Raw genomic sequence first — 12732 nt, 5'->3', positions numbered from 1 at the left:
GTATCCAACAATAGTTACTGCGTCGATAACGCTCGTGTTGCGGATTAGTTCTCGCCGATTACTTGCAGGAAGCGCGCGCCATAGGCTTCCAGCTTCTTGGCCCCAACGCCGGGGATGCGCGACAGCTCCGAAAGGCTGGTCGGGCGCGCCTGCGCCATTTCACGCAAGGTCGCATCGTGGAACACGACATAGGGCGGCACCTGTGCCTCCTCGGCCAGTTCCTTGCGCAGCGCCCGCAGCGCCTCGAACAGCGGATCGCCAACCGGATTGGGGGTCGCGTCCCCGCGTCGCTTCCGCGCGCTCTTGGGGGCAACCACGATCGCCATCGGCTGTTCGCCCTTGAGGATCGCCATGGCATCGCCGCCCAGCGCCAGCCCGCCATGCTCGGTCGAAACCAGCGCCCCGCGCGCCTGCAGCGCCCGCGACAGCGGTTGCAGCAGCGCTGCCTCGTCCGACCCGACGATCCCGAACACCGACAGCGAATCATGCCCGCGCTGGCGCACCCGTTCGTCAGCCGAGCCGGTCAGCACCTTCTGCAGATGGCCGAAGCCGAAGCTCTGCCCGGTGCGGTAGGCGGCGCTGAGCAGCTTGCGCGCCAGCTCGGTGACATCGGTGACGCCCGGCGGCGAAAGGCAATTGTCGCAATTGCCGCATTGCGCGGGCGGGTCCTCGCCGAAATGGCGCAGCAGCAGCGCGCGCCGGCAACCCGGCGTCTCGACCAGCGCGGCGAGCGAATCCAGTCGAGCCCGCTCCGCGCTGCGGCGGTCTTGCGGCACTTCCTCGAGCCGCGCCCGCGCGGTCGCGAAATCGCCCGCGCCCCACAGCATCGTCGCCAGCGCGGGATCGCCGTCGCGCCCGGCGCGCCCCGTCTCCTGGTAATAACCCTCGATCGATTTGGGGATGCCGACATGCGCGACGAAGCGGACATCGGGCTTGTCGATCCCCATCCCGAAGGCGACCGTGGCGACGATCACCATGTCCTCGCTGGCGACGAAGGCGGCCTGGTTGGCGGCGCGCCGCTCGGGCTCGAGCCCGGCGTGATAGGGTCGCACCGGCCGCCCGGTCGCCGCCGCCAGCTTGTCCGCCAGCTCCTCGGTCTTGCGCCGCGTGGGGACGTAGACGATCCCGGGCCCGGGATGATCGGCCATGACCTGCGTCAACTGCCGCACCGGGTTGTCGCGATGGCCGATCGTGTAGCGGATATTGGGCCGGTCGAAGCCCGCCAGCACCAGCCCGTCGGCCGGAATGCCGAGCTGGGCGAGCACGTCGTCGCGCGTCTGGCGATCGGCGGTGGCGGTCAGCGCAAGCCGCGGGACCTGCGGGAAAGCATCCATCAGCGGGCGCAGCTGGCGGTAGTCGGGGCGGAAGTCATGGCCCCATTCGCTGACGCAATGCGCCTCGTCGATCGCGAACAGCGTCAGCGGCGCGGCGTGAAGCATCTCGCGGAACTGCGGCTGGCTGGCGCGTTCGGGGGCGACATAGAGCAGGTCGAGCGAACCGGCGCGGAAGGCGTCGATGGTCTCGCGCCAGTCGGAATCGGCGCTGGTCAGCGTCGCCGCGCGGATGCCGTTGGCGCGCGCCGAGCGCAGTTGGTCGTGCATCAGCGCGATCAGCGGGCTGATGACGAGGCAAGTGCCCTCCAGCATCACCGCTGGCAGTTGATAAGTCAGCGACTTGCCCGCGCCGGTCGGCATCACTGCCAGCGTGCTCTGCCCCGCCAGCACCCGTTCGACCACCTCGCCCTGGCGTCCGCGAAACTCGTCGAAGCCGAAAGTCTCGCGCAATTGGCCGCGCGCGGCGTCGAGGGGATGTGCGGTGGTCTGCATCGGCACGCCTGTGCCAGAGGCGGGGGCCATTGGGAAAGGCCCCTAGACACAACACCGGGAAAGATTTTCCCCTTGGCCCTGCCCCCCCGGACCGCTTAACACCGCCCGGCAGCCATGGCGCGGCATCCCGCCGCGCCGATCGACTGGAGACATGCCATGAAGACCCGCCTTGCCCTTATCGGCGCCGCGACCCTCGCCACGCTGACGCTCGCCGCCTGCGGCGACACCGAAGATGCCTCGATGGAATCCGAAGCCGACACGGTCGAACTTCCCGCCAACGAGGCGCTCGAAGGCATGGACGAGGCACCGGTCATGGACCCGCAGGCCAATGTGGTCGAGAGCGAGCCGGTGCGCACCACCGCGCCCGCAACCAATGCCGAAGAGCAGGAAATCGAGCAGGCGAGCGAGAACGCTGCCGCCAATGCCGCCGCTGCCGCCGATGCGATGATCGAAGAATAAGCGCATGCGCGCGCCTTGCCTGCTCCCCGCGCTGGCGCTGATGCCAGCGTTGGCCGCCTGCGGCCCGTCGGACAATGATCCGGGTCCGGGCGGCGTGACCGTGGGCGAGGCGCGCGCACTCGACGAAGCCGCCGCTATGATCGACGAGCGCCGGACTCCGGCCGAGGTGCTCGCCGAAGAGCCTGTAACCGCCGAAGCCGATACGGCACCCGCACCCGCACCCGCACCCGAGGGGGAAGACGAATGACCATGAATCCCGGAATGGATCCGGAGACCTTCGAACAGTTTCACGACCAGCTCGAACGCTATGTCCGCGAACGGTTGATCCCGGCCGAACGCGAGATGATCGAGAACGACCGCATCCCCGAGGACATCCTCACCGAAATGAAGGACATGGGGCTGTTCGGGCTCTCGATCCCCGAGGACCATGGCGGCGCGGGGCTCAACACCACGCAATACGCGCGGACCGTCAAGGCGATGAGCTACGCGGCGCCCGCCTATCGCTCGATCTTCTCGATCAACATCGGGATGTTCAATTCCGCGCTCAAGAACGGCGGCACGCCGGCACAGCAGGCCGAATGGTGGCCGCAACTCGCCGAAGGCAAGATCGCCTGCTTCGGGCTGACCGAGCCGGGCTCGGGCAGCGACAGCGCCGCGATGCAGACCACCGCCCGGCCCGATCCCGATGGCAATGGCTGGATCCTCAACGGCTCAAAGCGCTACATCACCAACGCCCCGCACGCCGATGTCGCGCTTATCATGGCGCGCACCGAGAAGGACGCATTGCCCAAGAACGCGCATGTCAGCGCCTTCATCGTGCCGATGGACACGCCCGGCATGTCGGTCGGCAGCCCCGACAGGAAGATGGGCCAGGCGGGTAGCCACATCGCCGATATCATGCTCGACGACGTCCACGTCCCCGGCGACGCGCTGCTCGGCGAGGAAACCGGCCAGGGCTTCCGCTTTGCCATGATGAGCCTCGACAACGGGCGCATTTCGGTCGGCGCGGCCTCGACCGGCTATGCCCGCCGCGCGCTGGATTCGGCGCTCAAATACGCCACCGAGCGCAAGGCCTTTGGCGAACCGATCGCCAATTTCCAGCTGATCCAGCAGATGCTCGCCGAGAGCGAGACCGAGATCTACGCCGCCGAGTGCATGATGACCGATGTCACCGCGCGCGCCGACCGCGGCGAGAACGTCATCCGCAAGGCGGCGGCCTACAAGGTCTTCGCCAGCGAGATGTGCGGCCGGGTGGTCGACCGGGTGGTGCAGATCTACGGCGGCGCGGGTTACCTCGCCGAATACGACGCCGAGCGGTTCTTCCGCGATGCCCGGATCTATCGCATCTACGAAGGCACCACGCAGATCCTCCAGCTGCAGATCGCCAAGCACATGCTGCGCGATTTCGCCGCCGGGATCGAGCGCTAGGCGTGTACGAACTCCTCAAGGGACTCTCCATCGTCGAGGCCTCGAGCTTCGTCGCCTCGCCCACCGCCGGGCTCTATTGCGCGCAGATGGGGGCGGAGGTGATCCGCGTCGATCACAAGGCGGGCGGGCTCGATTACGATCGCTACATGCTGACCAAAGAGGGCCGCTCCCTCAGCTGGGAGAACCTCAACCGGGCGAAGAAATCGGTCGCGCTCGATCTGCGCAGCGAGGAGGGGCGCGAACTGCTGGTCGCGCTCGCGGGCACGACCGGCAACGTCATCACCAACCTGCCCGAGAAAAGCTTCCTCAGCCACGCGGCGATGAGCAAGGGTCGTCCCGAGGGCGCCCCCGAGCTGGTCAGCGTGCGGATCATGGGCTGGCACGACGGCCGCCAGGCGATGGATTTCACCGTCAACGCCGCGAGCGGCTACCCGCTGATGTGCGGCCCCGACGACTGGGACCAGGCCACCGCCCCGCCGGTCAATCAGGTTCTGCCCGCGTGGGATTTCATTACCGGCGCCTATTGCGCCTTCGCGCTGCTCGCCGCGCTGCGCCACCGTGACGCCACCGGTCAGGGCGCCGAATTGCGCGTCCCGCTGGGCGATGTGGCGATCGGGACGATGGCCAATTCTGGCGCGATGGCGGAAATGCTCTATCGCGGCGGCGACCGCGAACGGCTCGGCAACGCCATCTGGGGTGCCTTCGGGCGCGATTTCCGCAGCCGCGATGGCGTGCGCTTCATGGTCGCGGCGCTGACCGCCAAGCAATGGGCCGGGCTCATCCGCGCCTTCGCCATCGAACAACCGATCGCCGAGCTCGAGCAGCGGCTCGGGGTCCGCTTCGCCGATGGCGACCGCCCGCGCTACGAGCATCGCCAGGCGCTGTTCGAACTGTTCCAGTCGGTCGCCTCTGGCCTCGACTATGCCGAACTCGAAACCCGGATGGCCGCCGAAGGCACCACCTTCGAACGCTATCGCACCGCTTACGAAGCGGCGAACGACCCGGTGCTGGTGGCGGACAATCCACTGTTCGCGCAGACCAGCGCCAACCCCAGCGGCTTCGCCTATCCCGCGCCGCGCAGCTTCGCCAACCTGCCCGGACAGGACGCGGGCGAACCCGCCCCCGCTCCGTTTCTGGGCGAACACACCGAACAGGTGCTGGCCGAACGGCTGGGCCTGTCCTCGGGCGCGATCGGCGATCTGGTCGACCGCGACATCGCCCGCCTCTCCGATAAGTAGAAAGACCTGCCATGAGAAAAGTCGCCATCTGCAAGCCGTTGCGCACCCCGGTGGGCAAGTTCCTCGGCACGCTCGCCCCGCTCGAGGCGGGCGCATTGGGCGCGATCATCATCAAGGCGCTGGTCGAGCGCAGCGGGATCGACCCCGCCCGCGTCGACGATGTCGTCTTCAGCCAGGGCTATGGCAGCGGCGAGGCGCCCGCGATCGGGCGCTGGAGCTGGCTGGCGGCGGGCATGCCGATCGAGGTCCCCGGCTTCCAGCTCGACCGGCGCTGCGGCTCGGGCCTGCAGGCGGTCGCGACCGCGGCGATGATGGTCCAGACCGGGGTTGCCGACTGCGTGCTCGCCGGCGGGGTCGAGAGCATGTCGAATGTCGAACACTACACCACAAGGGCGCGGCATGGTGCTCGAATGGGCGATCTCGAACTGTGGGACCGGCTGACCCGCGGGCGGTTGATGAGCCAGCCGATCGAGCGCTTCGGAGTGATCTCCGGGATGATCGAAACCGCCGAAAACCTCGCCAAGGACTATGATATCTCGCGCGAGGCGGCGGACGAATTCGCGGTCCGCTCGCACCGCAACGCCGCCGCCGCCTGGGAGGCGGGCCGGTTCGACGAACAGCTCGTGCCGGTCGAAATCCCGCAGCGGCGCGGCGATCCGCTGGTGTTCGCGCAGGACGAAGGCTTTCGCGCCGATGCGGATCTGGAATCGCTGGGGTCCTTGCGCGCCATCGACGGAAAGCGCGATCCTGCTGCGATCGTCACCGCGGGCAACGCCAGCCAGCAGAACGACGCCGCCGCCGCCTGTCTGGTCGTTGCCGAGGACAAGGTGGAGGAACTCGGACTCGAGCCGATCCTGTGGTTCCACAGCTGGAGCGCGGCGGGTTGCGACCCGAGCCGGATGGGGATCGGACCGGTCCCCGCGGTCGAGCGGCTGTTCGCGCGCACCGGGATGGGCTGGGACGATATCGGACTGGTCGAGTTGAACGAGGCGTTCGCGCCGCAGGTGCTCGCGGTTCTCAAGGGGTGGGGCTGGAGCGAGGATGATTCGCGCCGCGACATCCTCAACGTCAACGGATCGGGAATTTCGCTCGGCCATCCCATCGGCGCGACCGGTCTGCGCATTCTCGCGGACATGGCGCATGAGATGCAGCGCCGCGAGGTGCGCTACGGCCTCGAAACCATGTGCATCGGCGGTGGGCAGGGCATGGCCGCGGTGTTCGAACGCGCGGCCTGATTTGTAACCGGCCCCGGCAATCGCTAGATAGACGGGATGGCCACATCAGCGATCAAAGAACAGGATTTCAGCCGCCTTCCCGAAATGCCGGAGGAGGTCTTTACAGCGCCGCTGCGCCGGCCCGACCACCTGGGCGAGGACTGGCTCGAGCCCAAGCAGACCGATTACACTTCGGAAGACGATGCGATCTGGGACGATCTCTTCGCCCGGCAGATGGACGTCCTCCCCGGCCGGGCGGCGAGTGCCTTCATGGCGGGGCTCGACAAGCTCGATCTCGGCAAAGGCGGAGTTCCCGATTTCGCCGCGATGAGCGCGGATCTGGACAAGCTTACCGGCTGGAGCGTGGTGCCCGTTCCGATGCTGATCCCCGACCACGTGTTCTTCTGGCATCTCGCCAACCGCCGCTTCCCGGCGGGCAATTTCATCCGCACGCGCGAGACCTTCGACTACATCCAGGAGCCAGACGTCTTCCACGACGTGTTCGGCCATGTGCCGATGCTCACCGATCCGACCTTTGCCGATTACATGCAGGAATACGGCAAGGCCGGGTGGAAGGCGATGCGCTACAACCGGCTGAAAGCGCTCGGCGCGCTCTACTGGTACACGGTGGAGTTCGGGCTGATCGAGGAAGCGGACGGCATCAAGGCCTATGGTGCGGGCATCCTCTCAGGGCCCACCGAGGTCGTTTATGCCACGCAGGCCAAGAGCCCCAACCGCATCATGCTCAACGTCGACCGGGTTATGCGCACCGACTATGTGATCAGCGATCTGCAACCGACCTATTTCGTGATCGAGAGCTTCGAGGATCTCTACCGCCAGACGGTGGAGCGCGATTTCGACCGGCTCTATCGCAACCTGCCGCCTGCCTTCACCTACGCCAATTCGGCGGTGATCGATGTCGACAACGTGCTCAACCGCGGCACGCAGGAATATCTGCTGCGCGGCGGACGCGGGAGCGGCGCCAAGCCGGTCTGAAAATTCCGGCGTCGACCGGACATCATCCACACAAAGAAAAACCGGCCCGGGATCGCTCCCGGGCCGGCTTTCTCGTCATCGACCTTGGTCGATTACATCGTTTCGTCGACAGCTTCTTCGGCCGCATCGGCTTCGGCTTCGACGTTCTCTTCCATCATGTCGGCCTGCTCGTCGGTGACTTCGCCGGTCTCTTCCATCAGGTCGATCTGCTCTTCGGCAACTTCTTCGGTGGCTTCGATCTCGTCTTCAGCCTGGTTCTCGGCGGCGCTGTCGCAAGCGGCAAGGCTCAGGCCCAGAGCGGCAACCGAAACGACCATCGAGGTCTTGAAAATGCTCTTCATATTGTTTCCCCTTAGTTTTTGAGCGGTCCGCAACGCGGATTCGGCTCGTGCGCCTCACTGCGACAGATGACGCCGCGTTGCAAGCATCATCGCCATGATTCCGCCATCATTGCGACGAAGCGTTCGAGGATAGCCCGGCTCCTGCAGGCCTTTGTCAGGCCATGAGCCAGAAGATGAAGGCGCTGCCGATCACGATTCGATACCAGGCGAACGGCGCAAAACCGTGCTTGCTGACGAAGGCGACGAAGGCGCGGATGACCACCAGCGCCACCAGGAAAGCGGCCGTGAAGCCCAGCGCGATCTCGCCCCAGCCGATCGTGGCCTCGCCCGCGCGCAAGGCGGGATCGTCGAGAATCTTGACCGTCGCGGCGCCGAGCATGGTCGGAACGGCGAGGAAAAAGGAAAATTCGGCGGCGGTCTTGCGGCCCACGCCCATCGCCAACGCACCCAGGATCGACGAGGCCGAACGGCTGGTGCCGGGCACCATCGCCAGGCACTGCGCCAGGCCGATCGCCAGCGCGGTTCCGGCAGACAGCGCCGCGACGCCCTTGTCCTCGCGCGCAGGGATGATCCGTTCCAGCACGAGGATCAGCATGCCGCCGACCACCAGCGCGACCGCGACCACCAGCGGCGCGCCGAGCATCACGTCGATCGCGTCCTTGGCCAGCAGCCCGATGAAAGCTGCAGGCAGAAACCCGAGGAAGATGTTGCGGGTGAAGCGCACCGACTCGGAATCCCGACGCAGCAGGCCGGTACCCATCGACCAGAACAGCTTTCGATAGCTCACAACCACCGCCAGGATCGCGCCTAGCTGGATCACGATGTTGAACTGTTGCCACTGGTCCGGGTCGTAACCAAACCAAGCCTGCGCGAGAATCAAGTGCCCGGTCGAGCTGACCGGGAGGAATTCGGTCAGCCCTTCGAGGATGCCGAGCAGGATGGCGGTGAGCGTGTTGTCCATGATTGTGGCGCCATGAAGAAAGGGGGTGCCAAGTCAAGCGACCGGCACCCCCTTTTTTTGCTTTGCGGATCGCCTAGCGGGCGATCCTCTAGCGGTTTCGCGCGCCTACCAGATGGTGATCCGCTCTTCGGGCGACAGGTAGAGTTCGTCCTGCGGGGTCACGCCGAAGGCCTCGTACCAGGCATCCATATTGCGCACGACGCCGTTGACGCGGAACTCTTCCGGGCTGTGGCTGTCGGTGCGCAGCCGCTGGCGCGCGGTCTCCTCGCGCTGCGCCGAACGCCAGACCTGCGCCCAGGCGAGGAAGAAGCGCTGGTCGCCGGTCAGCCCGTCGATCACCGGCACGTCCTTGCCCTCGGTCGCTATCTTGTAGGCGCGATAGGCGAGGCTCAGCCCGCCCAGATCGCCGATGTTCTCGCCCAGGGTAAGCCGTCCGTTGACGCAGGTCTCGCCCTGGTCGAGCGGGCAGAAGGCGTCATACTGCTCGACCAGTGCGGTGCCGCGCTCGTCGAAGGCGGCGCGATCGGCATCGGTCCACCAATTGCGCAGCATGCCGGTGCTGTCGTATTTCGAGCCCTGATCGTCGAAGCCATGGCCGATCTCGTGCCCGATCACCCCGCCGATCGCGCCGTAATTCACCGCCGGATCCGCGCTCAACGCGAAGAAGGGCAGTTGCAGGATTGCGGCGGGGAAGACGATCTCGTTCTTGGTCGCGTTGTAATAGGCGTTGACCGTCTGTGGCAGCATGAACCACTCGGTCCGGTCGATCGGCCCGCCCAGCTTGGCCAGATTGTCCTGCCACTGCCATTTGGCCGCGGCCATGCGGTTGGCGAGCGGATCGCCCGACGTGATCTCGAGGCCCTTGTAGGTTTCCAGATTCTCGCGATAGCCGATCTTGGGGTCGAAACTGTCGAGCTTGGCGAGCGCCTGCACCTTGGTCTCATCGCCCATCCACTCGATATCGTCGATCGACTGCGCGACCGCGATCCGCAGATTGGCGACCAGTTCGTCCATCGCCGCCTTGTTCTCGGGCGGGAAGTAGCGCGCGACATAGCTCTTGCCGAGCAGTTCGCCCATCAGCCCTTCGGTCTCGCCGATGGCGCGCTTCCAGCGGGCGCGCTGCTCGGGCGTGCCCTGCAGCGTCTGGCCGAAGAAGGCGAAATCCGCCTCGTCGAAGCGGCTTGGCAGGATCGCGGCGTTGTTCTCGAGGAACTCCTTGACCGTCCATGCCTGAAGCACCTCCACCGGCGTATCGACCAGCAGGCGCATCATCGCGGGCGTGCCGCCGCCGATCTTGGCGAGAACATCCTCGGTCAGGCCGAGCCGTTCCGCCTCCTCGGGGGTCGGCGGCAGATCGCCGATGACGAAGCGGTCGGTGGCGGCGAAACCGGTGGTTTCGAGCATTGCGGCGACGGGGAAGCCGCCCGCCATCTCGCCCAATTCCGCAGGGGTGACGGCATTGTAGGTCAGGTCGCGATTGCGGCGCACCGCCCGGTCCCAAGAAACAGTGCGCGCGATCCGGTCCTCGAAATCATAGACAGCCTGCGCCATCGCGGCGGGCTCGGCGTAGCTCGCTTCGCCCATCAGGAAGGCGAGATAGTCGCGGTACTTCTGCTGGATTTCGACGCCCTTCTCGGTCTCGTCGAGGTAATAGTCACGATCGGGCAGTCCGAGCCCGCCCGCACCGATATGGGCCGAATAGCGATCCGGCTCCTTGGCATCGACGGTCACATAGCCGCCCAGCGGAGTGGCGTAGCCCGGCGAGCTCCACACGGTCACCAGGCTGGCCAGAGTCTCGGCGCCCTTGATGGTGTCGAGATAGCTTTGCGCCTGGGCGAGACCGGCCGCCTCGATCGCGGCGGTGTCCATATAGGTTTGATAAGCCTGGACGATGCGGCGCTCGTCGCCAGACAGCGTGGCGGGGTCCTTGGCCACCAGTTCGTCGACCAGCGCCTTCACATCCACGGTCGATTTCTCGCGCAGCAGGTTGAACGCGCCGAAACGTCCGAATTCGGGCGGCAGCGGGTTGGCGTCGAGCCAGGTCTGGTTGGCAAAGCCGAAGAAGTCGTCGCCAGCTTCAATATCGTCCGAGAGATATTCCGGATCGAAGCCCCATTCGCCGAAGCTCATGGTCGGGGTTGCGGGTTCGGCCGTGGCGGCAGCGTCGGCCTCGGCCTGGGACTGCGCGAAGGCCGGTGCAGCGATGGCGAGCGCGATGGCGCTGGCGCCACCGGCGAGAAGGGTACGGATCATCTGTTAGTCTCCCGAAAATGCGACCGTCCGCGCGCATGCAGCGCGGCGGACTGGGCCGCGAAGCCTAGCCTAGGGCACCCCGAACGCAAAATCCGTTGGTCGGACGGGCTGGGCTCCCCGTCGAACCCGCAGCGCCTTCAGGCGCTCTCAAGCCCGAACTGGAGCGTTGCGAGCCGGGCGTAGAGCCCCCCGCCGGCCGACAGCTGGGCATGCGTGCCCTGTTCGACGATGCGGCCCTCGTCCATGACCACGATCCGGTCAGCGGCGCGGATGGTGGCGAGCCGGTGCGCGATGACCAGCGTGGTGCGGTCGCGCATCAGATGGTCGAGCGCATCCTGCACCAGCCGCTCGCTTTCGGCATCGAGCGCGCTGGTCGCCTCGTCGAGCAGCAGGATCGGCGCGTTGCGCAACACCGCACGCGCGATGGCGAGCCGCTGCTGCTGCCCGCCCGACAGCCGTGTCCCGTTTTCGCCGAGATAGGTGTCGAGCCCCTCAGGCAGGTCCTCGAGGAATTGCGCCGCATTGGCCGCCCGCGCCGCTTCCCACAACTGCTCCTCGGACGCGTCCCAGGCGCCGTAGCGGATGTTGTCGCGCGCGCTGGCGCTGAACAGCACGCCGTCTTGCGGAACCATCGCGATCCGCTCGCGCACCGCATGCGGATCGGCGCTGGTCAGCGGCACGCCGTCGAGGCGGATGGTGCCCGCCTGCGGGTCGTAGAATCGTTCGGCGAGCTGGAAGATGGTCGATTTGCCCGCCCCCGAAGGACCGACGATGGCGACCGTTTCGCCCGGCTCGACCTCGAGCGTGAAATCGGCCATCGCCGCGACTTCGGGCCTTGTCGGGTAGCGGAAGGTGACATTGCGGAACGACAGGCTGCCGCGCGGCGGCACCGGCAGCGCCTGCGGGCGCTCGGGGGCGGCCACGGTGGGGTGCTCGTGCAGCAGCTCGGCGATCCGGCTCGCCGCTCCGGCCCCGCGCAGCAGATCGCCATAGACCTCGGTGAGCGAGCCGAAGGCGCCCGCGACCAGGCCCGCGGTCAGCACGAAGGCGGCGATGGTCCCGCCGGTGATCGTGCCCTCGGCCACCGCGGCAGCCCCGCGCCAGATCAGCACGGTGATCCCGCCAAAGACGAACATGATGATGATCGAAGTCATCGCCGCGCGGATCAGGATGCGGCGGCGCGCCACGGTGAAGGTGCGTTCGACCGCATCGCCGAAACGCTCGCTCTCGCGCTCCTGCTGGTTGAAGCCCTGGACGATTTTCATCGCCGAGAGCACTTCGGTGACCATCGCGCCGATATCCGCCACCCGGTCCTGGCTGGTGCGGCTGACGGTGCGCAGCCGCCGTCCGAAATAGGTGATCGGCACGACAATCGCGGGAATGATCAGGATCAGCCCCAGCGTCAGCTGCGGGACCAGATAGAACATGTAGATCGTCCCGCCGATCGCCATCAGCAGGTTGCGCAGTGCCACCGAGACGGTGGTGCCCACCACCTGTTCGATCAGCGTGGTGTCGCTGGTCATCCGGCTGGAGATTTCCTTGGGAGAATTCTCCTCGTAGAAATCGGGTGCCAGCCGCATCAGATTGCGATGCGTGCTCAGGCGGATATCGGCGACCACCCGTTCGCCCAGCCAGCTGACGAAATAGAACCGCATCGCCGTGCCCGCCGCCAGCACCAGGACGATCAGCAGCAGGTAGCGGAACCAGCGCCCGATCGCCTCGGGATCCGCGCCCGCGGCAAAGCCCTGGTCGATGATGAGCTTGAACCCGGCGGGTATCGCCAGCGTCGCCGCGGCGGTTATCAGCAACGCCAGCGCCGCCAGTGCGAGATAGCCGGGATAGGCCAGCGCCGCGCGCCAGACCATGAACAGCGGACGGATCGAACGCGCCTTGGCCGGTTCGCCTTCACGGCCCGCGCGCTGGAAGTCTTCGCGCGGAACGCTTTCGCTGGTCTGTGCTCCGTCCATGGGATTCACCTAGGGCTCCGCGCTGCCGAAATCCATACACTCCCCGCGT

At 66.7% G+C, this 12732-nt stretch carries 11 protein-coding genes; 6 read left to right on the top strand and 5 right to left on the bottom strand.

All coding sequences use genetic code 11. From position 1 onward, the window contains the following. Positions 1–44: 44 nt before the first annotated feature. Positions 45–1826 carry a DNA helicase RecQ gene (gene recQ, locus ACWIKC_RS00750; RefSeq protein WP_454598236.1) on the bottom strand — a complete coding sequence of 594 codons (1782 nt, stop codon included), beginning with the start codon at positions 1824–1826 and terminating at the stop codon, positions 45–47. Positions 1827–1982: 156 nt separating this feature from the next. On the opposite strand from recQ, the gene ACWIKC_RS00745 reads away from it, so the two are divergent. The 6 genes from ACWIKC_RS00745 to phhA are packed head-to-tail and all read left to right on the top strand — an operon-like array spanning position 1983 to position 7161. Further along, the gene (locus ACWIKC_RS00745) at positions 1983–2285 is read left to right on the top strand and encodes a hypothetical protein (protein ID WP_454598235.1); all 303 of its coding nucleotides are present in this window, start codon (positions 1983–1985) and stop codon (positions 2283–2285) included. Positions 2286–2289: 4 nt separating this feature from the next. Next, a complete protein-coding gene (locus tag ACWIKC_RS00740) occupies positions 2290–2532 on the top strand; it encodes a hypothetical protein (RefSeq protein WP_454598234.1) in 243 nt (80 codons plus the stop codon). Further along, on the top strand, positions 2529–3713 hold the full coding sequence (locus ACWIKC_RS00735; RefSeq protein ID WP_454598233.1) for an acyl-CoA dehydrogenase family protein: 1185 nt from the start codon (positions 2529–2531) through the stop codon (positions 3711–3713). The genes ACWIKC_RS00740 and ACWIKC_RS00735 overlap by 4 nt, the downstream gene beginning before the upstream one ends. 2 nt (positions 3714–3715) lie before the next feature. Continuing rightward, positions 3716–4951, top strand: coding sequence for a CoA transferase (locus tag ACWIKC_RS00730; protein ID WP_454598232.1), 1236 nt, complete (start codon positions 3716–3718; stop codon positions 4949–4951). Positions 4952–4962: 11 nt separating this feature from the next. Continuing rightward, the gene (locus ACWIKC_RS00725) at positions 4963–6186 is read left to right on the top strand and encodes an acetyl-CoA C-acetyltransferase (RefSeq protein ID WP_454598231.1); all 1224 of its coding nucleotides are present in this window, start codon (positions 4963–4965) and stop codon (positions 6184–6186) included. A gap of 36 nt (positions 6187–6222) precedes the next feature. Further along, positions 6223–7161, top strand: a complete 939-nt coding sequence (phhA, locus tag ACWIKC_RS00720; protein ID WP_454598230.1) for a phenylalanine 4-monooxygenase — start codon at positions 6223–6225, stop codon at positions 7159–7161. A 92-nt stretch (positions 7162–7253) separates the two neighbouring features. On the opposite strand, the gene ACWIKC_RS00715 is transcribed toward phhA, so the two are convergent. From ACWIKC_RS00715 to ACWIKC_RS00700, 4 genes are all read right to left on the bottom strand, one after another. Then, positions 7254–7502, bottom strand: coding sequence for a hypothetical protein (locus tag ACWIKC_RS00715; RefSeq protein ID WP_454598229.1), 249 nt, complete (start codon positions 7500–7502; stop codon positions 7254–7256). Between the two features lie 154 nt (positions 7503–7656). After that, on the bottom strand, positions 7657–8463 hold the full coding sequence (locus ACWIKC_RS00710; protein ID WP_454598228.1) for an undecaprenyl-diphosphate phosphatase: 807 nt from the start codon (positions 8461–8463) through the stop codon (positions 7657–7659). A gap of 105 nt (positions 8464–8568) precedes the next feature. Next, the gene (locus ACWIKC_RS00705; protein WP_454598227.1) at positions 8569–10716 is read right to left on the bottom strand and encodes a M13 family metallopeptidase; all 2148 of its coding nucleotides are present in this window, start codon (positions 10714–10716) and stop codon (positions 8569–8571) included. A 137-nt stretch (positions 10717–10853) separates the two neighbouring features. Continuing rightward, on the bottom strand, positions 10854–12581 hold the full coding sequence (locus tag ACWIKC_RS00700) for an ABC transporter transmembrane domain-containing protein (protein WP_454599519.1): 1728 nt from the start codon (positions 12579–12581) through the stop codon (positions 10854–10856). Positions 12582–12732 lie beyond the last annotated feature (151 nt).

The organism is Qipengyuania sp. SM2507 (assembly GCF_053714505.1).
This window is presented reverse-complemented; position numbering and strand designations above follow the sequence as displayed.

Bases quoted from the DNA above. Each gene is read 5' to 3' on its own strand.
- ACWIKC_RS00705 (WP_454598227.1), bottom strand. From the start codon at position 10,716: ATGATCCGTACCCTTCTCGCCGGTGGCGCCAGCGCCATCGCGCTCGCC.
- ACWIKC_RS00740 (WP_454598234.1), top strand. From the start codon at position 2,290: ATGCGCGCGCCTTGCCTGCTCCCCGCGCTGGCGCTGATGCCAGCGTTG.
- ACWIKC_RS00710 (WP_454598228.1), bottom strand. From the start codon at position 8,463: ATGGACAACACGCTCACCGCCATCCTGCTCGGCATCCTCGAAGGGCTG.
- ACWIKC_RS00715 (WP_454598229.1), bottom strand. From the start codon at position 7,502: ATGAAGAGCATTTTCAAGACCTCGATGGTCGTTTCGGTTGCCGCTCTG.
- recQ (WP_454598236.1), bottom strand. From the start codon at position 1,826: ATGCAGACCACCGCACATCCCCTCGACGCCGCGCGCGGCCAATTGCGC.
- ACWIKC_RS00745 (WP_454598235.1), top strand. From the start codon at position 1,983: ATGAAGACCCGCCTTGCCCTTATCGGCGCCGCGACCCTCGCCACGCTG.
- ACWIKC_RS00735 (WP_454598233.1), top strand. From the start codon at position 2,529: ATGACCATGAATCCCGGAATGGATCCGGAGACCTTCGAACAGTTTCAC.
- phhA (WP_454598230.1), top strand. From the start codon at position 6,223: ATGGCCACATCAGCGATCAAAGAACAGGATTTCAGCCGCCTTCCCGAA.
- ACWIKC_RS00725 (WP_454598231.1), top strand. From the start codon at position 4,963: ATGAGAAAAGTCGCCATCTGCAAGCCGTTGCGCACCCCGGTGGGCAAG.
- ACWIKC_RS00700 (WP_454599519.1), bottom strand. From the start codon at position 12,581: ATGGTCTGGCGCGCGGCGCTGGCCTATCCCGGCTATCTCGCACTGGCG.